Annotated in this window: 24 protein-coding genes and 1 riboswitch; of the genes, 10 read left to right on the top strand and 14 right to left on the bottom strand. The window is 63.4% G+C overall.

Annotated elements, in window-relative coordinates; translation table 11 throughout:
• Positions 1-33: 33 nt before the first annotated feature.
• Together xylB and NKJ00_RS12865 are read right to left on the bottom strand one after the other, a co-directional pair.
• A complete protein-coding gene (xylB, locus tag NKJ00_RS12870; protein WP_352629925.1) occupies positions 34-1,488 on the bottom strand; it encodes a xylulokinase in 1,455 nt (484 codons plus the stop codon).
• A gap of 82 nt (positions 1,489-1,570) precedes the next feature.
• A complete protein-coding gene (locus tag NKJ00_RS12865) occupies positions 1,571-2,893 on the bottom strand; it encodes a tetratricopeptide repeat protein (RefSeq protein WP_352629923.1) in 1,323 nt (440 codons plus the stop codon).
• 226 nt (positions 2,894-3,119) lie between these two features.
• On the opposite strand from NKJ00_RS12865, the gene NKJ00_RS12860 reads away from it, so the two are divergent.
• Complete coding sequence (locus tag NKJ00_RS12860) at positions 3,120-5,909, top strand: autotransporter family protein (protein WP_352629920.1); 2,790 nt, start codon at positions 3,120-3,122, stop codon at positions 5,907-5,909.
• 52 nt (positions 5,910-5,961) lie between these two features.
• Here NKJ00_RS12860 and NKJ00_RS12855 read toward each other — a convergent pair whose 3' ends face one another.
• Complete coding sequence (locus NKJ00_RS12855) at positions 5,962-6,585, bottom strand: LysE family translocator (protein ID WP_352629918.1); 624 nt, start codon at positions 6,583-6,585, stop codon at positions 5,962-5,964.
• Positions 6,586-6,679: 94 nt separating this feature from the next.
• The gene (locus NKJ00_RS12850; protein WP_013528283.1) at positions 6,680-6,802 is read right to left on the bottom strand and encodes a hypothetical protein; all 123 of its coding nucleotides are present in this window, start codon (positions 6,800-6,802) and stop codon (positions 6,680-6,682) included.
• Positions 6,803-7,040: 238 nt separating this feature from the next.
• Here NKJ00_RS12850 and NKJ00_RS12845 point away from each other — a divergent pair, with 238 nt between their 5' ends.
• The 6 genes from NKJ00_RS12845 (at position 7,041) to NKJ00_RS12820 (ending at position 13,121) form a co-directional block, all read left to right on the top strand.
• Entirely contained in the window at positions 7,041-7,808 is a 768-nt protein-coding gene (locus tag NKJ00_RS12845; protein ID WP_352629916.1) for a L,D-transpeptidase, read from the top strand.
• 100 nt (positions 7,809-7,908) lie between these two features.
• Positions 7,909-9,075: a diphosphate--fructose-6-phosphate 1-phosphotransferase gene (locus NKJ00_RS12840; RefSeq protein ID WP_352629914.1), complete on the top strand. Its 1,167-nt coding sequence runs from the start codon at positions 7,909-7,911 to the stop codon at positions 9,073-9,075.
• Positions 9,076-9,128: 53 nt separating this feature from the next.
• Entirely contained in the window at positions 9,129-9,848 is a 720-nt protein-coding gene (locus NKJ00_RS12835; RefSeq protein ID WP_352629912.1) for an MBL fold metallo-hydrolase, read from the top strand.
• A 248-nt stretch (positions 9,849-10,096) separates the two neighbouring features.
• Positions 10,097-11,617 carry a DegQ family serine endoprotease gene (locus NKJ00_RS12830; RefSeq protein ID WP_352629910.1) on the top strand — a complete coding sequence of 507 codons (1,521 nt, stop codon included), beginning with the start codon at positions 10,097-10,099 and terminating at the stop codon, positions 11,615-11,617.
• 149 nt (positions 11,618-11,766) lie between these two features.
• Positions 11,767-12,378, top strand: coding sequence for a sulfite oxidase-like oxidoreductase (locus NKJ00_RS12825; RefSeq protein WP_352629908.1), 612 nt, complete (start codon positions 11,767-11,769; stop codon positions 12,376-12,378).
• Positions 12,375-13,121 carry an FAD-binding oxidoreductase gene (locus NKJ00_RS12820; RefSeq protein WP_352629906.1) on the top strand — a complete coding sequence of 249 codons (747 nt, stop codon included), beginning with the start codon at positions 12,375-12,377 and terminating at the stop codon, positions 13,119-13,121. The genes NKJ00_RS12825 and NKJ00_RS12820 overlap by 4 nt, the downstream gene beginning before the upstream one ends.
• 40 nt (positions 13,122-13,161) lie before the next feature.
• Here NKJ00_RS12820 and NKJ00_RS12815 read toward each other — a convergent pair whose 3' ends face one another.
• From NKJ00_RS12815 to NKJ00_RS12780, 8 genes are all read right to left on the bottom strand, one after another.
• Positions 13,162-14,637, bottom strand: a complete 1,476-nt coding sequence (locus NKJ00_RS12815) for a nucleotidyltransferase family protein (RefSeq protein ID WP_352629904.1) — start codon at positions 14,635-14,637, stop codon at positions 13,162-13,164.
• A complete protein-coding gene (locus NKJ00_RS12810; protein ID WP_352629902.1) occupies positions 14,634-15,311 on the bottom strand; it encodes a glycosyltransferase family 2 protein in 678 nt (225 codons plus the stop codon). Before NKJ00_RS12810 ends, NKJ00_RS12815 begins: the two co-directional genes overlap by 4 nt.
• The gene (locus tag NKJ00_RS12805) at positions 15,311-16,063 is read right to left on the bottom strand and encodes a glycosyltransferase family 2 protein (protein ID WP_352554607.1); all 753 of its coding nucleotides are present in this window, start codon (positions 16,061-16,063) and stop codon (positions 15,311-15,313) included. Before NKJ00_RS12805 ends, NKJ00_RS12810 begins: the two co-directional genes overlap by 1 nt.
• Before the next feature lie 55 nt (positions 16,064-16,118).
• The gene (locus NKJ00_RS12800; RefSeq protein WP_352629900.1) at positions 16,119-16,853 is read right to left on the bottom strand and encodes a glycosyltransferase family 2 protein; all 735 of its coding nucleotides are present in this window, start codon (positions 16,851-16,853) and stop codon (positions 16,119-16,121) included.
• A 14-nt stretch (positions 16,854-16,867) separates the two neighbouring features.
• The gene (locus tag NKJ00_RS12795; RefSeq protein ID WP_352629898.1) at positions 16,868-17,917 is read right to left on the bottom strand and encodes a serine kinase; all 1,050 of its coding nucleotides are present in this window, start codon (positions 17,915-17,917) and stop codon (positions 16,868-16,870) included.
• 49 nt (positions 17,918-17,966) lie between these two features.
• A complete protein-coding gene (locus NKJ00_RS12790; RefSeq protein ID WP_128302761.1) occupies positions 17,967-18,398 on the bottom strand; it encodes a PqqD family protein in 432 nt (143 codons plus the stop codon).
• A 129-nt stretch (positions 18,399-18,527) separates the two neighbouring features.
• Complete coding sequence (locus NKJ00_RS12785) at positions 18,528-19,628, bottom strand: FAD-binding oxidoreductase (RefSeq protein WP_352611617.1); 1,101 nt, start codon at positions 19,626-19,628, stop codon at positions 18,528-18,530.
• Between the two features lie 25 nt (positions 19,629-19,653).
• On the bottom strand, positions 19,654-20,901 hold the full coding sequence (locus tag NKJ00_RS12780; protein WP_352611616.1) for an aromatic ring-hydroxylating oxygenase subunit alpha: 1,248 nt from the start codon (positions 20,899-20,901) through the stop codon (positions 19,654-19,656).
• Positions 20,902-21,015: 114 nt separating this feature from the next.
• Positions 21,016-21,217: riboswitch (cobalamin riboswitch) on the bottom strand.
• A 508-nt stretch (positions 21,218-21,725) separates the two neighbouring features.
• On the opposite strand from NKJ00_RS12780, the gene NKJ00_RS12775 reads away from it, so the two are divergent.
• From NKJ00_RS12775 to NKJ00_RS12765, 3 genes are all read left to right on the top strand, one after another.
• The gene (locus NKJ00_RS12775; protein WP_013528268.1) at positions 21,726-21,923 is read left to right on the top strand and encodes a DUF680 domain-containing protein; all 198 of its coding nucleotides are present in this window, start codon (positions 21,726-21,728) and stop codon (positions 21,921-21,923) included.
• A 71-nt stretch (positions 21,924-21,994) separates the two neighbouring features.
• Entirely contained in the window at positions 21,995-22,195 is a 201-nt protein-coding gene (locus NKJ00_RS12770; RefSeq protein ID WP_352611615.1) for a DUF680 domain-containing protein, read from the top strand.
• Positions 22,196-22,264: 69 nt separating this feature from the next.
• On the top strand, positions 22,265-22,501 hold the full coding sequence (locus tag NKJ00_RS12765) for a DUF680 domain-containing protein (protein WP_023813652.1): 237 nt from the start codon (positions 22,265-22,267) through the stop codon (positions 22,499-22,501).
• A gap of 77 nt (positions 22,502-22,578) precedes the next feature.
• Here NKJ00_RS12765 and NKJ00_RS12760 read toward each other — a convergent pair whose 3' ends face one another.
• Together NKJ00_RS12760 and bglA are read right to left on the bottom strand one after the other, a co-directional pair.
• Complete coding sequence (locus NKJ00_RS12760) at positions 22,579-23,691, bottom strand: ABC transporter ATP-binding protein (RefSeq protein ID WP_352611614.1); 1,113 nt, start codon at positions 23,689-23,691, stop codon at positions 22,579-22,581.
• A 25-nt stretch (positions 23,692-23,716) separates the two neighbouring features.
• A complete protein-coding gene (bglA, locus tag NKJ00_RS12755) occupies positions 23,717-25,381 on the bottom strand; it encodes a beta-galactosidase BglA (protein WP_352611613.1) in 1,665 nt (554 codons plus the stop codon).
• Positions 25,382-25,383 lie beyond the last annotated feature (2 nt).

Raw genomic sequence — 25,383 nt, 5'->3', positions numbered from 1 at the left:
CCGGCAGGGCAGAGGGGGGTGCCTCGCGCTCACTCACGCGGTCACGCTCTTAATTGCCGGGTACAGCGACCGGTAGCGCTGATATGCATCCGCATACGCCCCAGCGAGCGCAGCGTCCGGTTCAACGGTAGCATCCGTCCTGGGCGCCGTGCACACAGCCAGCGGATCGGCATCCGTTGCCGCAATCAGACCGAGCCGTGCGGCACCAAAGGCGGCGCCGAAATCGCCGTCGGCGGGAATGTCGACAGGCAGTTGAAGCGCGGTGGCAATCGCCTTCAACCAGTAGTGCGAGCGCGAGCCGCCGCCGATCGCCGTCACCCGCGTCAAGGTCGTGCCGGCCGTGGCCAGGGCTTCGAGGCTGTCGCGGAAGGCAAAGGCCACACCCTCCAGCACGGCCTGGGTCAGCACGGCACGGCTCGATTCATGCGCCAGCCCGGTGAACGCGCCGCGAATGGCGGCATCATTGTAGGGTGTGCGCTCACCCGAAAGATAAGGCAGGAAGGACACGCCGCTGGGCGCCTTCAATGTGTCGCCGAGCTGAGCGGTCAATTCGCCGGCGCTCTTCCCGGTGATTTCGGACAGCCAGTTGAGCGAATCCGTCGCCGACAGGATGACCCCCATCTGATGCCAGGTGTTCGGAAGCGCGTGACAGAAGGTATGCACGGCACTTGCCGGGTTGGGCAGGTAGGAAGCATTGGCGGCAAACAGCACGCCCGATGTGCCGAGCGAAACGAAAGCGTGGCCGGCGCCGACCGTGCCCATGCCACAGGCTGACGCTGCATTGTCGCCGGCGCCGCCGGCGATCGGAATGCCGGCCTGGACGCCCCATTTCGATGCCAATTCGCTGCGCAGAGCGCCTGCCTTCGCCGTGCCCTCGACCAACGACGGCATCTGCTTTTCATCGAGCGATGTCGCCGCGAGCAGGTCCGCACTCCAGCGCCGCTTGCCGACATCGAGCCAGGACGTGCCGGCAGAATCCGACATTTCCGAAATGTGTTCGCCCGAAAGCCAGAGCCGCAGGAAATCCTTGGGCAGCAGCACTTTTGCGACCTTGGCGAAGACAGCGGGTTCGTTGTTCTTCACCCAGGCAAGCTTCGGCGCGGTGAAACCGGGAAAGACGATGTTGCCGGTCAGGGCGCGGAAGCGCGGATCGGCATCGAGGACAGCCGCCTCGGCATGACTGCGCGTGTCGTTCCACAGGATGCAAGGACGCAGCACCTTGTCGGCGGCGTCGAGCAGCGTGGCGCCATGCATGTGGCCGGACAGGCCGATGCCCTTGACCGCGGCGAACTCTTTTGGATGCCTGGCCCTGAGGTCGGCAATCGCCTCTTCGCAGGCGCGGATCCAGTTGTCCGGGTTTTGTTCCGACCAGCCGGGATGCGGCCGCGACACGTCGATCGACGCATGGCCGGAACCGATGACGGTTTGCCCGGCATCGATCAGCAGCGCCTTGACGCCCGACGTCCCGAGATCGAGGCCCAGATACATGTCTTCCTCCCACGCCAGTTAATTTTTTCGGGTCTCGAAAAAATCTGGCTTGGTCAGTTTTTAAAACAAGATCCGCTTCGGGTCAATTCTCCGACAAATCGGCGGCGCGTCGCACAAACAGCGCTGACAGCGGACTGTCGGGCCGCGCCATCGAACGCTCCGCCGTGAGCGCCCTGGCCAGCGCACCGTCACCGGCGCGCAACGCTGCCTCGATCAGCGTCAGGTCGATAACATCGCGCTGAGCGTGGCTGCCGCCGAAGCGATGGGAGATCGAGCGGATCGGCCGGATCAGGCGCACGGCCTCAGTGTAGCTGCCCTCACCGAATGCCTTGATGGCGAGCGTCAGCGGATGGCCGACATCCCGCGTGAAAGCCGCATTGTCGTCGCTGCCACGCATGGCCTCGCGCTGCGCCTCGAGCAAAGCGAGGGCCGGCGCATCGAACCCTGCACCGACAAAGGCCATCATCGCGTGGGCATCGTTGAAGGCATAAAGGCCCGCTCCGGCCTTGCGCCAATTGGCGGCAAGCGCTGCCCAGCGGTCGCCGACATCGACGCTGCCCAGGGCGAGCCGCCACAGGACTGCCGAGGCATCGACCATGTTGAGCGCCATCGTCGATTGCACGCTGTAGATAGGGCCGTCATAGAGGGCCAGCACCGCGTCGGTTTCGCCGAGATCGTAATGGAACAGCGCCAGGTGCCACCAATTGTGCACCTGCAGGAAGCTCTCCCTTGTCCACGCTTCCGGGTTGGCCTGCATCCAGGCGATGCCATCCCTTTGCCGGCTCTGCATTTCCATGACATGGGCGACGGCGTGCTGGGCCCAGCCATCGCGCGGCTCCATGTCGACCGCCGCGCGGCCAAGCTGCTCGGCCCTGACATAGTCACCCATTTCCTCCAGCCCGAAGGCCTGCATGCCGAGCATGGCGTGGTAGCCGGGCATGCCGCTTTGCCATGACGGCAGGGCCCGCGCGATGCGGTCGCGCAGCATGCGGGCATTGCCGGTGAAGAAATCGATCTGGTGGCCGACCTGCAGCGCCAGCCCGTCGCGGGGGGTCTCGATGGCGACGTCCTCGAGAACGCGGCTGGCTTGATGCCATCGTCCGCTGGCGAGATGCCCAAGGGCCGAGACATGCGCCCGCTCGCGCGTGGTCGCGGCAAGCGGCAGTGCGGTCTCATGGCAGGCCTTGGCCACGGCCGTCGCCTCCCGCTCGGTGGCGAGGCCGAACAGATAACCCTTGAAGACATGCGCCATGACGAAGCCGGGATTTTCCGCGATGGCGCGGTCGACGGAGGCTACGGGATCGCCGACGAAGCACTGCAGTTCACGCACTGCCTGGCTGTAGGGGGTGAATCCCGCCTCCGTGGCGCCCGAAAGTGCCAGGCCGAATGCGTCCCTGGTTGCCATGCGATGTCCTTTTATCGACCCGTGACAGGCCCTCGATCCTTCGGCCCAAACCGATCCTAAAGCATGGGCCACGGCAACGCCAACCGCGCGCTACGCCAGGTCATTTGAGTAGTCTTTGCAGTTTAGCAACCATGCGGGGCAGATTAGGCTTTGTAAAAGCGAATGAATTGTGTCTTCATTACGGCGACTGGCGGGGGCTGGAAATCGCGAATCGAGAGGGGACGCGATGCGGCATATGAAGAACTCACTTCCGAACAGTCATTCGGAGGATGTGCAGGTGGCAGTTGCTTCGCTACGGCGAAAGCCGCATCCGCTACACCCGTGGCTTATTAGCATCCTCTCAACTACGGCTTTTGCGTTGCTGCCCAACTCCGCCGCGTTTGCCGCATGCGTGCTGGGTCCATCCGCCGGAAACACCGTTTACACCTGCGACAGCGGCGATTCAGGCGGCAGCCTCGCCGATCCCGATGGCGACAACACGCTCAATTTTCCCGCCGGGGGCACCGGGCAGATATCAGGCAATGTCACCTTTGGTGTCGGCACGGACCGCATCGATATGCAGTCAGGCGCCATCACCGGCACCGTCGATCAGGGTGGCGGCACCGATTTTTTCACCATCGGCGCGGGTACCGTCGCCGGCAATGTCCAGCAGGGCGCCGGCATCGACGACTTCAACATGAGCGGCGGCCAGATCGGTTCGCTCAACCAGGGCGATGGCCTGGACACGTTCACCATGACCGGCGGGCGCATCGTCGATTTCTTCGACGATGGCGACCGTGCCGTGATGACCGGTGGCCGCATCGGCCGCGTCAACATGAAGCTCGATCAGAATTACTTCAACATGTCCGGCGGCACCATCGACCGCAACCTCGTCACCGGCTTCGACAAGGACATGATCATCCTGTCGGGCGGCACCATCGGCGGCAACATCAGCGTCAGCGGCGGCAACGACAGCGTCACGGTCACCGGCGGTACGGTCGGTGGCGATATACTAATGAGCTTTGGCGCCGACAGTTTCGTCTGGAACGGTGGCGGCATCATCTATGGCGCCGTCGACCTCGGCGGCGACAACGACACCGCCGAACTCAGCAACCTCACCAACGCCAATCTCGGTGCCACGAATACCATATCGGGTGGTCTCGGCACCGACGCGCTCACCCTGGACAACGTCAAACTGGATGGGATCAGCCGGCTCCAGAACTGGGAAAGCATCGACGCCACCAATGACACCGAGCTGACGCTCGACGGCAATCTGGTGCTCGGCGACAGCGGCACCGGCACAGGTTCGCTCAGTGTCGATGCCGCAAGCACGCTCTATGGCGGCGGTTTCAACGCGGCGATCCAGGCGTTTACGGCGGGTCAGTTGGCGCAGGTCACCAATGCCGGACGCATCGACCTGACCAATGGCAGCACCGGTGCCACCGACAGCCTGACGATTTCGGGCAATTATGTCGGCCTGGGTGGCCTGCTGCTTATCCAGACCGAGCTCGGTGATGATTCCTCCGCATCCGACAAGTTGGTCCTGTCGAGCGGAACGGCTTCCGGTTCGACCGGCATCTCCGTGGTCAATCTCGGCGGCGCGGGGGCTGCGACCACGCAGGACGGCATCATGGTCGTCCAGGCAATCAACGGCGCCACCTCGGGCGCCACGACATTTGCGCTCGACGCCCCGGTCGCCGCCGGTGCCTTCGAATATTACCTGTTCAAGGGCGGCGTCAGCGCCGGCAGCGAGGAGAACTGGTACCTGCGCTCGACGCTGAACACGCCGGCCCCGCCGGCCGCAGCCCCGCCGGTGCTGGAACCTGCTCCGCCGCCGGAACCTGAGCCGCCGGCGGCCGAACCGCCGCCGCCGCCGCCCATCGACCCTGCGCCGCCGCCGCCGCCGGAATCCACCCCCGGCGACCCCGATCCGGTTGATCCGGCGCCGCCGGTCGTGCCGACCGATCCGCCGCCCGCGACACCACCGGCACCACCGCCGGCACCAGTGGCAGATCCGCCCCCGCCGCCGCCGGTGGTGCCAACGGAGGTGCCCGACCTACCGACACCAGCGGCGGGCGAGGAGATCCTGCTCTATCGCATCGAGGTTCCGGTCTATTCGGCCTTGCCGCCGGTCGCCGAACATCTGGCGATGACGACGCTCGGCACCTTCCACGAACGGCGCGGCGAGCAGAGCCTGTTGTCGAACACCGAGTTGTCGCCGGTCTGGGGCCGCATCTTCGGTCAGGACAGCAAGATGGCATATTCAGGAACGGTATCGCCGTCCTTCGACGGCACCCTGTTCGGCCTTCAGGCGGGCTTCGATCTGTTCGGCCGCGAAACCGCGTCGGGCCAGACCGATCGCGCCGGCCTGGTCGTCGCCTATGCCAGCATGAATGGCGACGTGCGCGGCCAGGCGCTGGGCTGGAACGATCTGTCCGTCGGCAGCATGGATATCAACGGCACCAGCGTCGGCGGCTACTGGACCCGGATCGGCCAGGGTGGCTGGTACCTGGACGGCGTCCTCATGGCTACCTTCTTCGGTGGAAACGCAACATCGTCGCGCGACATCGGCATCGATGTCGGCGGGACCGGCATCACCGCTTCGCTGGAAGGCGGCTATCCCATCGCGCTGGGGCAAGGCTGGACGCTTGAACCGCAGGCGCAACTGGTCTGGCAGCAACTGTCGCTCGACGATGCGTTGGACCGCTTTGCTTCGGTTTCCTTTGATACGGACGGCAGCGTGACCGGCCGGCTCGGCGCACGGCTGCAAGGCGAAACAACGATCAATGGCATGGCGCTGCAGCCGTACCTCAAGGCCAACATCTGGCACGATTTCGGCGGCACGAGCCATGTCAATTTCGACACCACCGATATCTCCACCGAGGGCAGATCGACCTCGTTCGAATTCGGTGGCGGTGTGATCGCCAAGGTGACGGACAAGGTCAGCATCTTCGCCACCGGCGACTACACCACCAATCTCGGCGGCGACGAGCGTCGGATCCTCGAAGGCAATCTGGGGTTCAGCGTCAAATGGTAAGGCCGGTCATGACCCCGAAAAACAGTTTCGGGGTCACGGTCAGACAGAGAGCCTAATTGCTGGAACGCATCGCCACCGTGGCGATGCCGGCGCCAACCAGCAGCGTGCCGCCGGTGCGGTTGAAGATGCGGATCGCCTTGGGATTGCGCACCACGTTGCGTGCGCGTGAGGCGATCAGCGCATAGCCGAAAGCATTGGCAAAGGCGAGCGCCAGGAAGGTCGTCTCGAAGATCAGCATCTGCGTCCAGAAATCGGCGTACCGGTCGAGGAACTGCGGCAGGAAGGCGACGAAGAAGGTGATGCTTTTCGGATTGAGCGCGGTGACCAGCCAGGCGTGCGCCATCATCTTGGCCGAGGAGACCGCGTCGGTGCGCGGTTCGGCTTTCAGCGCGCCGCCTGCGCGAAACAGTTTCACGCCGAGATAGATCAGATAGCCGGCGCCGATCAGCTTCAGGATGGTGAAGACGGTCGCCGAAGCCGCCAGCAGCGCGCCGATACCCAGCATCGACAAGGTCATCGCCGTGAAGTCGCCCAGCGCCACGCCGATCGCCATCGGCAAGGCGGTGCGCCAGCCCTGGCCCAGCGCGTAGGACACGACGAGAAGGATGGTCGGACCCGGAATGATGAGAAGGATCGTCGATGCAGCGCCGAAGGCGGCCCAGTTTTCGAAGGACATGCTCATCTCCTTTGAGCTTAAAGAAGAGGATAAATCCTGAGGCCCGGGAGTGTAAAGAGGCGATTTCCCTAACTGCGCCAGCGGCAGATCGATGTCAGTTCGCGCCGCTCAGCGTGCTCACGATATCGGCCAGGCTGACGTTTGCGCCGAGAACCGTTGCCGCCGCGACAATGGCAGCGGCAAAAAGCTTGATGTCGGTTTTTAAGGTCTTGCACATGGAGGCCCCTCGCTGATCGCTTGAGAAGTAGGAAACACCAGTGCCGGGAATATGACCCGACCGAGGTCTTTTTGTGCAGCAGCCTTCGTTCAAGCCCAGGCAAGAAGGTCGGACATCGTCAAGGCCATGCGCAAATGCAGGCTGTGCAAGGTCTTCACGCTTTATCAACCATGAATGATGAAAATGCCCGCTATCCGGCCGGACCGTGCTTCCCGCCGACAGCGTAGGGTCTGGGTATATGCGTGAGTTGCCGGAAGGTCTGACGCCGCCGCGAAATGGCGACGCAATCGAAACCGATCATCATCTTTCCCGCCGTGCCATCCTGTCCGGGGCAGGGGCGCTCGCGCTGCTGAGCGCCGCCGGTTGCTCGACCTCGGGCTTGGGTCTGCCGGCGCTCGAGCTCGACGACGTCACCACGGGTTCCGTGCGGCCGATCCGGCCAAGCATCAGCGTCGACAAGAACATCACCAGCCCCGGCGTGATGTATGCCGCGATGACGGATGGTGGCTTCAACGTGCCGGAAGTGCCGTATCTGAAGGTCAAGCCGGAATTCCGCCGCCAGATTGTCGTCGACACGACAGGCGAGGCGCCCGGCACCATCGTCGTCCATCTCAAGGAGCGCATGCTCTATCTCGTCCAGCCGGGTGGCGACGCCATTCGCTACGGCGTCGGCATCGGCAAGGATGGTTTCCGCTGGTCGGGTCGCGCCAACATCCAGTACGGCAGGGAATGGCCGACCTGGACGCCGCCGCCGGAGATGATTGCCCGCAAGCCTGAACTGGTGAAATGGCAAGCCGGACAGCCCGGCGGCCTCACCAATCCGCTCGGCGCGCGTGCCCTCTACATCTACCAGGACGGCAAGGACACCGGCTATCGCATCCACGGCTCGCCCGAATGGTGGAGCATCGGCCAGGCGATGTCGTCGGGCTGCGTGCGCCTGATCAACCAGGACATCATCGACCTCTACAGCCGCATCTCCAAGAAAAATCCGGTCGTCGTCGTCTGACGCTTATGCGGCGTGTTGGCGCCGCTCGAAACTCCCGTTGCGCGATGCGGCAAGACAGGCCAAGGTGCCTTGAAAACCATCGCGCCGGGAGAAATCAAGCATGGCTGGAACGTTTGTCATCGCGCAGGGCGGCGGCCCAACCGCCGTCATCAACCAGACGGTTGTCGGAGCGACGCTAGAGATCCGCAAGCGGCATCCCGGTGCCAAGGTGCTGGGCTCCATCCATGGTGTGCGCGGCATCCGTGACGGCAATTATGTCGACCTTTCCGCCATCCCCGAGGACCGGCTGCGGCTGATTGCCGGCACGCCGAGCGCCGCCCTCGGCTCGACCCGCGACAAGCCCGACGCCGCCTATTGCGATGTCATCCTCAACGGCCTGAAGAAGGCCGGCGCCGACGCCTTCATCTATATCGGCGGCAACGACACGTCGGGTACGCAGCAGATCCTGACCGATGCCGCCGGCGGCAAGATCGCCTTCGTCCATGCGCCAAAGACCATCGACAATGATCTCGAGGAAAACGACCACACGCCGGGCTTCATTTCGGCGGCCGAGTTCGTCGCTGGCGCCTTCCTCTCCGTCGATCTCGATTTCCGTGCGCTGCCCGGCATCTATGTCGGCATCGTCATGGGCCGGCATGCGGGTTTCCTGACCGCGGCTGCCGCCGCCTGGCAGCTCGACGCCGACAGCGGCCCGCACCTCGTCTACGTGCCCGAGCGCCCATTCTCAGCCGCCGGCTTCATCGACGACGTCCGTGCCACGCTCGATCGCCACAAGCGCTGCATCGTCGCCGTTTCGGAAGGCGTCAGCACCGCCGACGGCAAGGCCCTGGTCGAAAGCCTGGTGCCGCCGGACAAGCTTGAGCGCGACGCGCACGGCAACGTCAAGCTGTCGGGCAGCGACCTGCCGGCCGCACTCGAGCGCGCGTTGGCCGAAGGCCTGCCGGGCAAGCGGGCCCGCGTCGATGCGCTAGGCTACATGCCGCGCGGCTATATCGGCGCCATCAGCGCGGTCGACGCGCAGGAGGCGTTCGATGCCGGCGCTTTCGCCGTCACCGTCGCCGACCAGGGCGGCGGCTCGGTGGCGCTGCAATATGACGGCACCAGAACGGTGCTGAAGAAAGTGCCGCTCAAGAACGTCGCCGGCAAGACACGCCACATGCCGGGCGGTTTCATGAAGCCCGATGTCAATCAGCTGTCGGATGCCGGCATGGCCTATCTCAAGCGGCTGGTGCCGGAAAAATACAAGGTCGGGAAGCCCTTCGTCTGATGCCGGGCTCACACTTGATGCCCGGCTCACTTCTCATGCCGGACTCACACTTGATGCCGGGCTGGTTCAGCAGGAACGTCGTCGACGACAAGACGACGATGCTGACCGAGCCCTTCGTCCATGCCTATGTTCGGGCCAATATCTGGCATCTGCGCGGTCGCGATGCCGACCTGCTGGTCGACACCGGTATGGGCATCTGTCCGCTGGCGCCGCAGGTCGAGACGACGGAGGGCAAGCCGCTGCTGGTCGTCGCCACCCACATCCATCTCGACCATGTAGGCTCGCTGTATGAATTCCCGTTGCGCGCAGGACCAAGGATGAGCGCGGCGCAGTTCGAGACCATGGATGAGGCCGCGACCTACGCCTACATGTTCCATGACCTCGAGGGTGCCGTCTCGAAACTGCCGGCGCCCGGATGGAAGTCGGCTGACTACAGGATCCCGCCCGCGCCGTTGACGCGAACCCTGGACGAGGGCGATGTCATCGATCTCGGCGACCGGCAGTTCCGGGTGCTGCATCTGCCGGGCCATTCACCGGATTCGATCGCGCTGTTCGACGAGGTCGACGGCCTGTTCTTCAGCGGCGATGCCATCTACGACGCCATGCTGATCGACGACCTGCCGGATTCTGACCGAGCCGCCTATGTCAGCACGATGCAGCGCCTGCTCGACTTGCCGATCCGCATCGGTCACGGAGGACACGGACCGAGCTTCGACGGCAAGCGCATGCGCGAGATTGCCACGGCCTATCTCGAGCGAACCGCCGGTGGCTGAGGCTCCAGCGAGGCAGCAAGGCGGGGCCCGACGACTTTGCGACGCTGCCGCCGTGCGGATATTAAATCTTCGTAAGGTCGCCCAAAGCCCTAAATCGGGCGAATCCGCGCCCTAGATGCAAGGCCGTCGATCCGGTTGGCTGCCATGTAGGCGAGACGGGCAATTGCGACCTCGACACGCCGATGACCGATTTTCCCCGCACGGGAGAGGCCACGGCGCTGGATCAACTCTCGCCCGGACAAACGACCATGTCAGATATCCTTCGTAGGCATCGCGTCGCGGCCTTGCTGGGCGCTGCGCTGATCATATCCCCCTTCGTCATGTCTTTTGCCCAAGGCGGGGGCAACACTATTCCGACGACCCAGACGCCTGTCGCCGGCATCACCGCGCCCAATGGCTCGTTCGCACCCATCGTTGCCGCCGACAAGCCGGCGGTGGTGACGGTCACCACCGTCATGAAGGCACAGCCTGAAACGATGAGCGATGCCTCTCCTTTCGACGGCGGCTCGCCTTTCGATGACTATTTCCGCCAGTTCTTCGGTGACCAGGGCATGCCGACGCCCAGGACGCCGCCACAACAGCAACCGCAGCGCGCCGAGGCGCTGGGTTCCGGCTTCATCGTCGGCGCGGATGGTACCATCGTCACCAACAATCACGTCATCGATGGCGCCTCTTCGATCAAGGTTACGCTCGATGACGGCACCGAACTTCCGGCCAAGCTTGTCGGCCGCGATGCCAAGAACGATCTCGCCGTACTCAAGATCAAGTCGGACAAACCCCTGCCGACAGTCAAATGGGGCGATTCCGACAAGCTCATGCCAGGCGACCAGGTGCTGGCCTTCGGCAACCCGTTCGGCATCGGCACCACCGTCACGGCAGGCATCGTCTCGGCGCGCGGCCGTGACCTGCATAGTGGGCCTTTCGACGATTTCATCCAGATCGACGCGCCGATCAACCACGGCAATTCCGGCGGCCCGCTGGTGGATGTCGCCGGCAATGTCGTCGGCATCAACACGGCGATCTATTCACCCAATGGCGGCAGCGTCGGCGTCGGTTTTGCCATTCCGTCGGGCCAGGCCCAGAAGGTGGTCGCCAAGCTGATGAAGGGCGGCTCCATCCAGTACGGCTATATCGGCGTTCAGATCCAGGAGGTGACGCCGGATGTCGCGAGCGCCATCGGGCTCGACCATTCCGGCGGTGCGCTGGTTTCAGAGGTCAACGACGGTTCGCCGGCGGCCAAGGCCGGCATCGAGACGGGTGACGTCATCACCAGCTTTGCCGGGCAGGACGTGAAGGATCCCAAGGACCTGTCGCGGGCGGTCGCAGATGTCGCGCCGGGCGCCCGGGAAACGGTCGATGTCTGGCGCAAAGGCAAGCCGATTCGGATTTCCGTCGATGTCGGCCAAAACAGCGCCGATGCGAGGACCGCGTCGCTGGACGACGGGTCCGACGCGCCGAGCGCCGGGCGCGCTCCGGCGATAGGGCTCGGCTTGATGGATATAACACCCGACATTCGCCAGCAGATGAACCTTGCCGGCAAGCAGCACGGCGCGGTGGTTGCCAGCGTCAACCCCGACAAAGCGGCCGCCGCTTCCGGAATACAGGCCGGCGACATCATCGTTGCCGTCAATCAGGTGCCGGTCAAGAATGCCAGGCAGGTAACCCAGGCGATCGCCTTGGCCGGCAAGTCCGGCAGGAAATCGGTGCTGTTGCTGGTCGAGCGTGGCGACGCTCAAATGTACATCGCGGTGCCTTTCGCCAATGGCTGAGAAATGGCGTTGACGTGCACGCGGAGCGGCAGGTCCATCGGTGACGGTCCCGCCGGTCTCCGCCCGTCAAGATTTAGGTTGCCCGTCACGACATCTTCGAGAACATTGCGTCAGGCCGATAGTGGCCTGATCGCATGGGGATTGCCGCTATGGTCACCCGAGGTTTCTCTTCAGGACGGCGCCTGCCAACCGATGGCGATGCCCGCATCCCGCCAGGCCAGTATCTAGAACAGGGTTTCCCGGTGCTGTCGGCCGGTCCGACGCCGCGCGTGCGTACCGAGGATTGGTCTTTCACGCTGAAACACGGGCCACGCCCGATCAAGAAATGGAACTGGACCGAGTTCAACGCGCTGCCGATGACCAAAATGACACGCGATATCCATTGCGTGACAGCATGGACCAAGTTCGACACGCCGTGGCAGGGTGTGCTGGTCGACGATATCCTTGCCGATGCGGGGGTCGAGCCGCCGACCGGCTTCACGTTGGCGCACGCGTTCGACGGCTACACCACCAACGTGCCGGTCACGGATCTCACCGCCGGCAAGGCCATGGTGGCGCTGCTCTACGAAGGCAAGCCGATCACACCGGACCATGGCGGCCCGGCAAGGCTGCTGGTGCCGCATCTTTATTTCTGGAAATCGGCCAAATGGTTGAACGGCCTGCAATTCACCACGCGCGACGAGCCCGGTTTCTGGGAATTGCGCGGCTACCACATCTATGGCGACCCATGGCGCGAGCAGCGCTACACGGATGATCCATGAGCGATGCGGCAGCAGTGCAGTCGCCCTGGCAAACAGCCAGCATCGTCCGCATCGAAAAGCGCACGCCGCGTGTCACCAGCTTCTTTTTCCAGCCGTCTCGGCCCTTCGCCTATCGCGCAGGGCAGCATGTCGACGTCAGGCTAACGGCGCCGGACGGCTATCAGGCGCGCCGCTCCTATTCCATCGCCTCCGCGCCCGAAACGCATGGCGTAATTGAACTGGCGATCGAAAAACTCGACGATGGCGAGGTCTCGCCCTTCTTTCACGAGGTCGCGGCAGTGGGCGATGAAATCGAACTGCGCGGGCCGCTTGGCGGGCATTTCGTCTGGCCGGAGGATGAGAGTGGGCCGCTTGTTCTGGTCGGCGGCGGTTCGGGCGTCGTGCCCTTGATGTCGATGCTCCGCCACCGCGCCGCACGTAATTCAGCGGTGCCCGTCGTCCTGGTCTTTTCGGTCCGGGTCTGGGACGAAGTGATCTTTCGTGACGAGCTGATCGTTCTCGACGAGCGCCAGGACGGCTTCGACCTGGTGCTGACACTGACCCGCGAAGCCGCACGCCGTCCAGCCGACTATGCGCGGCGGGTGGACGTTGCGATGATGGTTCAAGCATTGGCGCGGCTGCCGGAGCCGCCTGGCATCGCCTTCGTCTGCGGCTCCAATGCCTTCGTTTCCGCGGCCGCCCAGGCGCTGATCGATGCCGGCGTTGCAGCCGAAATCATTCGCACCGAACGCTACGGAGTGTGAACCGACGCCGCCTTTCGAGAAAGGTTCGTCGGATTCGCCTTTAGCCAACCGGCGAGAAATCCGCCGACAGCAGCTCGAAGGGCAAGGCGCCATAAGCAGCCACTGTGGCTTCGTCGTTCCATTCACGAAACTGCCGCGACGGTCGCGCCTCTAGCGTCCAGGCAGCTCGCGCGCCGTCGAGCGTCACCTTGCCGCGAAAATGCAGCACGCGTTCCCTGCCGGATCGGCTGATGGCCATGGCGCGCAGGCGGGCGACATGGTCGTCGCCGGCATTGATCTCCATTTCGATGCGGCGCCGGACCGGCGGAACGCCGATCCTGACGGTGATATCGAGCATCATGTCGCCGGTCGTTTGCGGACAGGCGATGGCCTGCGAAAACACCAATAGCGCCGGTACGGCCTGCGGCTTGCGCGCGGCCGGTTTGCCGCGCCAAGGTTTGGCGGGTGGCTCCTGTTGCAACCGGCCCTTCTTCCGCTTCAGGCGCAACTGCTTGGCAAGCCCGCGCGACAGCCAGACCAGGCCGCCGAAATCCGTGCGCGGCTTGGCTTGCAGAACCGACGACCAACGCGACAGGCCAGCTCCGTCGGCCATCTCCAAGATTCTGACCATTGTCGGTTCCGGCACCGGAATGCCGATCTCGAACGCCAGATAGGATAGCGCCACCGCCGCTGGAACCGCCAGGCCGCGTCTGCCGACGATGTCGAGGAACATGTCCCAATCGACGTCTTCGCCATGGATGGCGACCGCGCAGTCGACAAGCCAGTCGCTGTGGGTGTGGGCGTCGAGGCCGCCATGGGCGATGGCCAGGGCCATGCGATCGGCCGGCGACGGCACGAAGACCGCGACGCCGCTGAATTCGGCTGGGACCGCCCGTTGCCAGATCGCCAGGTCGTCTTCCGCGCTCGTCTGCGACCCGTCATAGCCGAGCTGGTGCAGGTCGATGTCACCGAAACGGCCCTTGAAGAAGTTCATCGACCGCAGCGACGCCAACCGGGTTCGCAGATATTGCGCGCTGACGCCCGAGGCGATCTGCCAGTCGCGATCGCGCAAGATGTCGAAGACGGCAGCCATGTCGCGCGGGCGCACCAGTATGTCGATGTCGTGCGCCACCCGGCCACGCTGCGCCGACGCGTTCAAGGCAATGCGGCTGGCGCCCTTTATCAGCATGATGTCGGCGCCGCCGTCTGCCATCGCCTTCAGCGCCGGTTCGGCCTCGCGCATCGCCATGCGCGACTTCGTCCACAGCATCTTCTGCAGGCCGACGAGGCGCGGGTGCGCGGTATGCCCGGCCAGCTTCCTGCCGAACCTGTCGGAGATGGCGGCGAGCAGGCGATGTTCTCGAAACGAGACGAGATCGATGTCGTTCTCGTCCAGCCAGCGCGCGGCGCAGCCGGCGGCTGCGTCCTCGTCGGAGAGCAGCGCCGCCTTTAGCAACAGGTCCAGCTGGCCGGTGGGCCACGACCAGCCATAGTCCGGGAAGCGGCGGCCGATGCGGCGAACGGGCCTGGCGTTCAATTGGAGCCTGCCTTGTTCCGGGCTCGCCGCTGCATGGCGAGCCTTGCGACCTGGAGATAGCCCCGGTCGCGTGCCGGATCGCGGCCGTAGGAAAGGCTGCCCGGACGGATGCGGCGCAATGCAAGCACGTCGTCGAGCATGGCAAGGGCAAGGCCTGCCTCACGAACCCGGGCGATCCAGTCGATCATCTCGCCGCGACCGCCTGGTGGGTCGATGATGGGACCGATGCGCGGCACCACCTCCTGGCGGATCATCATCGTCGTGCGCGACCAGCCAGCTCCACTGGTCGCATCGGGCAAATCGGGGCTGTCGCCGCGAAACGTCCGCCAATGCGTAAAGACGCCCGCTGTCCCGGGATGACGGTCGAGATAGGCCAGCTGCTTTTCGATCTTGTCCGCCAGCCACAAATCGTCGGCATCGAGCGTCGCGATGAGCGGCGTCGAGAGTGCCGCAATGCCACGGGTCGTTGCGCTGCCAGGTCCGGCATTGTCCTGTCGCAGCACCGTCACCGGCAGGTTCATCGCATCGATCACCGCAACCGTATCGTCGGTCGAACCGTCATCGACCACGACGATGGTCTCCGCCCTTGCCGTCTGGGCCAGAACGGAGTTCAGGGCGGCGCCTATGGTGGCGGCCGCGTTGAAAGCCGGAATGACGACGCCGTAGCCTGCCATCAAAGGAACCGCCACTGCGCGAGATCCTTGAAGTCGAAGATCCCCTCCACCCGGCGCAAGCTGGGATCGGCCTTGCGACGCTTCATCGACTTGTGAATGGCGCGCATGAACTCGCGAAAGGGCACATCGGCTTCCTTGGTCATGTTGCCGGGATGACGCCTGTAATAGAGAGCCACCGTATCGGGCATAACGTATTTTGCCTGGCTCTCAAAGATACGCAACAGATAGTCGGTGTCCTCGGCCTGTTTGAAATCCTCGTCGAAACCACCGGTGCGCTCGATGAGGTCTCGCGCAAAGATCCCGGCGGACAGGTGGATCCCTCGCACGGTGATGGAGTGGCTGTCGGCGGCCGGTTCCAGCGTCTCGCCATCTATCTTGTCTATCAGCGTCATGCGCGAATAGGTCAGGTCGAGGCCCGGATCCTCTTCGAAGCAGGCGAGATCCGCCTTGAACCGCCCTATCGGGGAGATGTCGTCCGAATCGAGAAACGACACCAGACGAGTCTGCGGCAGCAACTGCTTCAGCCCGGCATTGCGCGCTTTGGTGACCCCGCCATTGCTCTGCTGGAAAAGACGAATGCACGGGGCCTCGTCGATCAATGACCGCACGACGGCCGCAGAGCCATCGGTCGACCCATCGTCGATGACGATGATGTCGAGATCGATGTCTTCGCGCTGCCTGAGCAACGAGCGCAGCGCCAGGCCAACGAACTGTTCGCGATTGTAGACCGGCATGATGACGCTCAGCCTCATCGGAGTCTCCAGCAGCGTTCCGGGCTTGGCTGATCCGACCCGATTGTGTCGAGCATCATAGCATCTGCCAATCAGCGGGGCTCTTCAGTTCGAAAATACCCTGGACCTCCAGCAGAGACGGATCGGCCTTGCGTCGCCGCATCGACTTGTGGATTGCACGCAGATGGTTGCGGACCCTGCCGCTACGCTCCTTGGTAACATTCCCGGCGTGGCGTCGGTAGTAAATCGCGACGGTGTCCAACAATTCGTAGTTCGGTCCCGCCTCGAAAACGCGCAGCAGATAGTCGGTATCCTCAGCCTGCTCGAAATCCTCATCGAACTCGCCCGTCCGGTCGACAAGCCCTCTGCTGAACACGGCGGCGCTCAGCGAAATTCCCCGAAGCGTCATCGTGCGGCTGTCGACTGCCGGTTTCAGCCGCTCATCGTCGATCCGGTCGACCAGCGTCATCAGCGAATAGGTCAACTCAAGCCCGGGGGTAGCCTCGAAGCGGGCGAGATCGGCCTTGAACCGTCCGGCCGGCGAGATGTCGTCAGAATCCAGAAACGAAACGAACTCCGCATCCGGCGGCAGTTGCCGCAGCCCGGCGTTGCGCGCCCTGGCCACGCCCATGTTGGATTGCTGGAACAGTCGGATACAGGGGTTTTCGCGCATCATCGAGCGCACGGCCTCAGCAGAGCCGTCGGTCGAGCCGTCGTCGATGACGATGATGTCGAGATCGGCGGCGTCCCGCTGCCGCACCAGCGAGCGCAATGCCGAAACGACATAGCGTTCACGGTTGTAGACGGGCATTATCACGCTCAGTTTCACGAATCGCCCCGCGCGAGAAAGTCCGCAATCGTGCCGGCTATCTCCTGGGGCTGCGTCCCCAGCGACAGACGATAGCACGGCAGCAGGCGGGTCAGGTCGCTGAAGAAGCGAAAGCCGCTCTCCCGCTCGCCCGGCATCTGCGCTATGCCCGACGGCGCCAAGGCGATCATGGCATCCCTGCGCGACACCGGCACGATCGAACTTGCCCCGCCACCGTCGATATGTGGCGCCAACAGCGCGACGATGTCCAGAGTTTCGGGCACCGGTCGGGGCGCGATGTCATCAATGTGAAAAGCATGCTTGCCTTGCCAGTTGAGCGGACCATGCGCCGGCAGCCGATGCTTCAGCCCAAGCCGCGCGAACCCTTGGGGATCCTGCTTGAGTGTTGAAAACAGTGGGCGGGCAGTCACGCCGTTGGCAAGGTCGACCAGCACATAGTCGTCGCCGACGCTGTCCAGTCCGTTGAGGAGGCCGGCGGCGACGGTTCCGGATTTCCCGGCGCCGCCCGCGCCGGCCAGCAGGACGCCCTTGCCATTGGCGCCGAGCGTGCCGGCATGGGCAAGGCGCATGCCGCGCGCCCCATATTCCCAATGCAGGAAAGCCCGCAGCGGCGCTCCCGGCTCCCACGGCGGAAAGGCGTCGGCCGAAGCCATCAATTGCACGCCAACGCGACGTTGCGGATCATAGAACTGCCAGAAATCCAGGTCGTGGAAATGGTTGCCACGCAAACCGGCTTCCGCCAGTTGGGTGGCGAAGCCATGCTGCGTGAAGGCTCCCTGGCCCCACCTGGCCGGTGCCGCGATGCCGTCTATGCCGGGATGCGCGACGAAGACGCGGCAGATGTCGGCAGGCGTTCGGTTGCCCGGAGCAGTGACAAAGCCATGAGCGACGGCAGCCGCCAACGCGCCGGCGCTGACATGCGCGGTCAGATCCAGATGCGGCAAGCTCGCCTTGCGGGTCAGTGGATAATGCGCGGCGCTGCTCTCTGCTTGCGCCAGGACATGACGTGCGTAGTCAACCAAGTTTTCGAGAGTGATGTTCGGCATGGGTTTGCCTGTTCCGGAGCTGTCCGGCAACGAGAACCTGATGGGCGCTTCAGTTGGCTTGCTTCACCGCGGGCCAGCCGAGGGGCTCCTCGACCTCGTGGATGGGATCGACGACAATGAGATCGGCGAGATCGTCATGGATGTCGACCTTGAGGGGCTCTCTGGCAGCGGCGAGCTGAGCCAGCAATTCGCTTGGAACCGGTCTTGCCACGCCATCGGTTACGGCCGCCAGCAAACCGAATTCGAGCAATTGTGAAACAAAGCCGTCAATCGCGGCGGCATCGAGGGCGCCAATTCCGGTCGCGGCGCCGACAAGTTCGGAGGCAGGCACGCCGGACGACAGTGCATCCCAAAGTCTGCTGCCTGAATCAGAGAAGCCGAAATATTTGCCCGTGGTCAGGTCAAGAACGACGGCTTCGCCGTCGAAGGATTCAAAGACGATATCCTTGCTGGCAATGGCATAGATGCCGGATTGTCGCATGTTTGCTCCCCCGCCGAGCAGGCCGCGGAGATGATCTTCGGGCCTTACGGTCAACCCCACCGTTGCAGGCGTCTAACCATTTGCAGGGTTTTTGGCAAGATGGCGCAGGCTCGGGGCGAGCGCAGCCGATCACGCTTCGATTTCAAGCGCAGAAAGCGGCTTCGAGCAACAGGCGAGGATAAAGCCGTCCTCGATTTCGTGATCGAGGATGCCGCCATTGTGGCTCATCTCGACATCGCCCGCGACCTTCCTCACCTTGCAGGTGCCGCACAGGCCGAACTCGCAGGCGGCGGGAATCCGCACCCCAGAGGCGCGTGCCGTCTGCAGCACGGTCTGGCCGGCGACGCATTCGGCATCGACATCGGAAAGCGAGAACCGGATTGGTGTCACGGCCTCGACAGCAGCAGCGGCGCCGTCTTCCGCCGGCGGCGAGAACGGCGCCGGGATCTCCTCCACGGTAGGCGCCGCAAAGCTTTCCTGATGGTATTTCGCCATGTCGAAGCCGGCGGCGTCCAGCATGCCGCGCACGGCGCGCATGAAGGGATCGGGGCCGCAGCAGAAGATCTCGCGCTCACGGAAATCGGGCGCCAGCAATGGCAGCCGGATCGCGTCGATGCGGCCCATATGGCCGAACCAGCCCTCGCGGCTCGACCGCTCCTCGATCATGAAGCCGAGCGACAGGCCGGGCATGCGGCTGCCGAGCAGCTCAAGTTCCTTGCGGAAAATGATCTCTTCCGGGCGGCGCGCACAGTTGACGAAGCCGACATCTGTCCATGGCGCGCAGTCGTTCAACCAGCGCAGCATCGACATCATCGGCGTCACGCCGGAGCCGGCCGAAATGAACAGATATTTGGCCGCCGGGTGGCTGTGCAGCGAGAAGTCGCCGGTCGGCCCATAGGCCTTGACGTGCGAGCCCGGCGTCAGATGGTCGAACATCCAGCGCGTACCGGTGCTGCCCGCCTGCGCCTTCACCGTCACCGCGATCGAGAACGGCCGCGATGGCGAGGAGGACAGCGTATAGGTGCGCATCAGCGGCCCGTCCGATGTCGGCAGTTCCAGAGTCACGAATTGGCCCGGCTTGTAGCGGAACCAGGTCTGGTTGTCGGAGCGGAAGGTGAAGGTCTTCACGTCAGGCGCTTCGTCACTGACGCCGATCACTTCCAGCACCTGCAGCCTGTCGTTCCAGGGCGTCATCTGGTCGAGATGGCGATAGAGGCCAAGGTCCGTCATCGCATTCATCCTCTTGTCCCCTGGGCTAGGCGACGCTGCGCAAGGCTGGCCGGTCGCCTTCTGCGAGGCGCGGCCCGATGAACGACGCGTACCATTCGACGAACTGGATCACGCCGCCCTCATGCAGCTCCGAATAGGGGCCTGGTTCATAGGCCGGCGACAGGATGCCGAAGGCGTTTTCCTCGACGATGCGGCGGTCCTGGTCGTTGGTCTCGGTCCAGACATGGGTGAGCTCAGCGAGGTCGTAGTCGACCCCTTCGACCGCATCCTTGTGGACGAGCCATTTCGTCGTCACCGCGGTTTCCGTGGCACTGATCGGCAGCACGCGGAAGGTGACGGCGTGGTCGCCGAGGATATGGTTCCAGGTCGTCGGATAGTGATAGAGCAGCAAGGAGCCGATGCGGTCGGTTGAAACGCTGTCGGACAGGTTCTTCTGGACCGCTCGTTTTCCCGTCATAGTGTAGCTGACGGCATCGCGCAGCAGAGGCGCGCGGGTGGCGCGGTACTGCCCTGCCGGATCGATGCGGAATTTGCTCGGCAGGCCTGATGCCTCGCATCTAGCCCAGTGCGCGACCATTTCAGGGTCGCTGTCGGCGCCGTTGACGCCGGTCACGGTCGGAGCCTCGGGGAAGGTCTTGCACAGCTCCGGGTGATTGGCGGCGCAGTGATAGCACTCGCGGTTGTTTTCCCAGACCAGCTTCCAGTTGCCCTTCTCGACGATCGTGCTCTCGAAGGCGATCTTTGCTTCACGCAACCGGTGCGGCAAAAGATAGGGTTCGATCATCGCCCGCATCGGCGCGAAATCCGCCGGTTCCTTGGCCAGGCAGATGAAGATGTAGCCGCCGACGCTCTCGCAGGCGACCGGCTTCAGGCTGAAATCACTCTTGTCGAAACCGTCGGCCATCTGGCGGGCAAACAGCAGGCGGCCGTCCAGCTCATAGGTCCACTGGTGATAGGGGCAGACGAGCTTTGCCGCCGTGCCCTTCTCCGTGTTGCATACACGGCTGCCGCGATGGCGGCAGGAATTGTGGAAGGCGTTGATCTTGCCGTGCTGGTCGCGGACAAGGACCACCGGATAGTCGCCGATCTGCACGGTGATGTAGCTGCCCGGCTTCGGCAGTTCGCAATCATGGCCGATGAACAGCCAGTCGCGATACCAGATCAGCTCCATGTCGAGCTTGAAGTAGTCCGGATCGGTGTAGAAGGGCTGCTCCAGCGAAAAGCCTTGCCGGCGCCCCTTCAGGAGCCTCAGCATCTCGTTGCGGGTATCCATGTCCTGTCCTCGTTTCTAAGGACTGAACTGGTGGTGATGGAGGAAGGATTGAAACGCAGGCCGGCTAGGTGCCGACATGCGCTATCCACCTCTTGACCGCCCACCGCGATCAGTCGAGTCTAACAATCTCGGGCTGGTTTCCGGGCTCTGGAGTTGTCCTTGCGGACCATCGCGACACCTTCCCAGGCAGTTGCCCAGTGGTCTCCCGTTGCGACTTGAACTCCACCACCGTTGCGGGGGCAGCGCCGGATTCTGACCGGCTTCCCAATTCTCCGCCTCGTCGTCACGAAGCGGCACCTGAGATGGTATGATCTAACCACGATCGGGGGCGCGCCGTCGGCATGAAAACGACATCGTATCCATGCGGCGCGACACGGCATGCGAACGTTCCCGCAGACCGTCGCGGGCTGAAATCCACCTCCCGGATGGCCATTTTGCCGGCAGCGATATCCCCGAATCGGATCCCTTGGCGGGGTCAAAAAAGGTTAACGGTTTCGAAAAGTGACTATTAGCTCGATCTAAAATCGAACCGAACGGTTCGTTTCTGTTGACGGTGCGTGCAGGACGGTGTGAACGCAGGGCCTCTGAAACAGTCGGTGATCCATCCAGTGGTTACATCTAACATGCTGATATAAAGAAGAAAAATATACCCGTAGAGTTCCCTTGGCACAATTTCAAGGTGTGGATTCATGGTCCACACGGAACAACTTCGTGATTGGAAAAGGCGGGGTTGCCCTCCCACATCGGAGCTGTCCGAACGACGCGATTTCATTTCCAAGACACGCCGCTAGACGGACGGAAAAAGACGATACTGGAGTACAAAAATGAAAAAGATCATTCTCACTGCCGCAGCCCTTCTGGCCATTTCCGGCAGCGCCTTCGCTGGTAGCGACCACTACGGTTCGAACGCCGCGGCAGCCACTGCTGTCGACAGCTCGTACACCGCTTCGACCAAGAAGTCGGAACCGGCTGCTCAGGCGCCTGCCCAGGGTGCTGACCGCAACCTCTTCGGCAACAACTAACAGCCGATTCCCAGTCGACGGCGGGCTCGCCCGCCGCCCTGGCGAAATTCAGACATTCAGGAGTATTTAAGATGAACAAGATCTTCATTGCCGCCGCCGCCGTTCTGGCCATCTCCGGCAGCGCTTTCGCCGGCAGCGACAACTACGGTTCGAACGGCTCTAACCAGCCTGCCGCCGCAGTGGACCAGTCGTACACGGCTTCCACCAAGACCTCGGAACCGGCTGCCCAGACGCCCGCTCAGGGCAGCGACCGTAACCTCTTCGGTCGCTAACAGCCAATTTCGCAAGCGACGGCAGCTGTGTCTGCCGTCCTGGCGAAATCCAGAATTCAGGAGATTAAAATGAACAAGATCCTTATTGCTGCCGCCGCCGTTCTGGCCATCACCGGCAGCGCGTTCGCCGGCAGCGACAACTTTGGCTCCAATGGCGCCAATCAGCCTGCGGTTACTTCGGTTGACAGCGCGCATACGAGCTCGGTCCGCAACAGCGGTGGCCTCGTCGAGAAGCTGCTCAATTCGTCGGGCGACGTGGAGAAGTCCGCCCCTCAGGGCAGCGACCGGAATCTCTTCGGCCGTTAACAGCCGAAGCTGATCTTCAACAAAAGAGCGGCGGGCCTAGCCCGCCGCTCTTTTTGCGTCCAAGACGCGGTCCTGCCTCAGGCCGCCTTCGCTTCAGCCTCATGAAGGGCAAACGACCGTCCGTCAGCGTCGAAGATATGCAGGTCCTCGCCATTGGCGCTCAGCCGCAACGTCGAACCACGCTTGACCTCGACATTGCCGGGCAGCTTGGTCACCAGCGGCAGGTCGGCGCGACCGATGTCGACATAGACCAGCTGCACCTCGCCGAGCTGCTCGACATAGTCGACCGTCCCCTCGAACAGATAGTCCGCGCCGCTGGCGATGATCAGGTCCTCCGGCCGCACGCCAAAGCTCACCGCAGCACCCTTCGCCGAAGCCGGCGTTGCGATCGGCACGGTTGCCTTGCGTCCGCCGACATGGCTGACGACGGTCGGATTGCCTGACTTGTCGATGGTCGCGGGCAGGATGTTCATGGCCGGCGAGCCAATGAACTGGGCAACGAACAGATTGCCGGGCTTCTTGTAGAGATCCATCGGCGTGCCGACCTGCTCGATATGGCCGTCCTTGAGCACCACGATGCGGTCGGCCAGCGTCATCGCCTCGACCTGATCGTGGGTGACGTAGATCATGGTCGTGTTGGGCATCGATTCCTTGAGCTTGGCGATTTCGATGCGGGTGGCGACGCGCAGCGCGGCGTCGAGGTTCGAAAGCGGCTCGTCGAACAGGAACACCTTCGGATTGCGCACGATGGCGCGGCCGATGGCGACGCGCTGGCGCTGGCCGCCTGACATCGCCTTGGGCAGGCGGTCGAGATATTTGGTCAATTGCAGGATCTCGGCGGCCTGACGCACACGGCGGTCGATCTCGGCCTTGTTCTCTTTGCCGATCTTCATCGAGAACGCCATGTTGTCGTAGACGGTCATGTGCGGGTAGAGCGCGTAGGACTGGAACACCATGGCGATGCCGCGCTTCGACGGCGGCACGTCGTTCACCACTTCGCCGGCTATTCTAAGCTCGCCGGAGGTGATTTCCTCGAGCCCGGCGATCGATCTCAGCAATGTCGACTTGCCGCAGCCCGACGGGCCGACGAAGACGATGAACTCGCCCGACTTAATATCGAGGTCGATGCCGTGGAGAATGTTCAGATTGCCGTAGGACTTCTTCACTTGTCTTAGCGTGACATCGGCCATTTGGTTTCCTCCAGTGATTGGAAATTCAGTCGAGACGCCCGAACCAGGCGCCGTAGCCGCCAAGCTCGATGGAACCGCTGTTCGCCTGCCCCGAAAATCCGTGCCCGGGCAGAGGTTGCAGCGATCGGCCGCCAAGGTCAACCTTGGCCGGCCCGGCTCCCAGATTGAAGACGCAGACGATCTGCTCGTTGCCTGCGCGGCGCGTGAAGGCGACGGTATCTCCCTCACTTTCGATGAAATTGATGTCGCCCTTGGCGAGCGCCGGATGGGCACGCCGGAAGGTGAGAAAGCGTCGGTAGTGCTCAAGCAGCGAAGCCTCGTCGCCCTGTTGGACATTGACCGCTTGCGCTAGATGCTTGGCCGGCACCGGCAGCCAGGGCTTTGCTGGGGAGAAGCCGCCATTCTTGGCGCCGCCATCCCACACCATCGGTGTGCGGCAGCCGTCGCGGCCCTTGAATTCCGGCCAGAAGCGGATGCCATAGGGATCCTGCAAATCCTCGAATCGCAGCTCTGCTTCACCGAGCCCAAGCTCCTCGCCCTGATAGATGCAGACCGAACCGCGCAGGGACATCAGCAGCGCCGAGATGACCTTGAGATAGGCTGTCGGGTCGGCCTCATTGGCCGCCCAGCGCGAGGCCGGGCGCATCACGTCATGGTTGGAAAAGGCCCAGCACGACCAGCCGTCGCTGGCGACCTTGCCGAAGGATTCCAGCACCGAGCGAACCTTGCCCGCGCTGATCTTTTCCGGCGCCAGGAAATCGAAGGAGTAGCACATATGCACGCGCTTGCCGCCGGCGGTGTAGGCGGCAACCACTTCAAGCCCGCGCTGCGAATCGCCGACCTCGCCGACCGCTGCGGTTGCCGGATATTCATCAAGCAGGGCACGGAACCGTTCGAGGAAGCCGAGGTTCTCGGGCCGGCTCTTGTCGTAGAGATGGTCCTGGTAGTTGTAGGGGTTGACCGCCGGCGCGGTCTGGTCGTTGCGCTCTTCCGGCGGCAGCGGCGGATTGTTTTCCAGGCCCTGGCTGTGGAAGTAGAAATTGATGGTGTCGAGCCGGAAACCATCGACGCCGCGCTCCAGCCAGAAGCGGGTGACGTCGAGCAATGCGTCCTGGACTTCGTGGTTGTGGAAGTTGAGGTCGGGCTGTTCGGCCAGGAAATTGTGCATGTAATATTGCTGGCGGCTGGTGTCCCATTGCCAGGCCGAGCCGCCGAAGATCGACAGCCAGTTGTTGGGCGGCGTGCCGTCCGGCCTGGCGTCTGCCCAGACGTACCAGTCGGCTTTCGGGTTGCTGCGGCTCGACCGGCTTTCCTTGAACCATGGGTGGTTGTCGGCGGTGTGCGACAGCACCTCGTCGATCATCACCTTCAAGCCCAGCCTGTGCGCCTCGGCGGTCAGCGCGTCGAAATCGGCCAGCGTGCCGAACATCGGATCGACATCGCAGTAATCCGATACGTCATAGCCGAAATCTTTCATCGGCGACTTGAAGAACGGCGAAATCCAGATGGCATCCGCGCCGAGTGCGGCGATGTAGGGGAGGCGGCCTATGATGCCCTTGAGATCTCCGATGCCGTCGCCATTCGAGTCCTGATAGCTGCGCGGATAGATCTGGTAGATCACCGCGCCCCGCCACCAGTCGCGATCGATGGCGAGGTCAGGCTTCGAGCTGGCCTTCAAAGCGGATTGCATCG

The sequence above is a fragment of the Mesorhizobium sp. M0227 genome (assembly GCF_040321855.1).
GTDB lineage: Bacteria > Pseudomonadota > Alphaproteobacteria > Rhizobiales > Rhizobiaceae > Mesorhizobium.
Note: the sequence above shows the minus strand (reverse complement) of the source record. Positions and strands in the feature narration are given on the sequence as shown.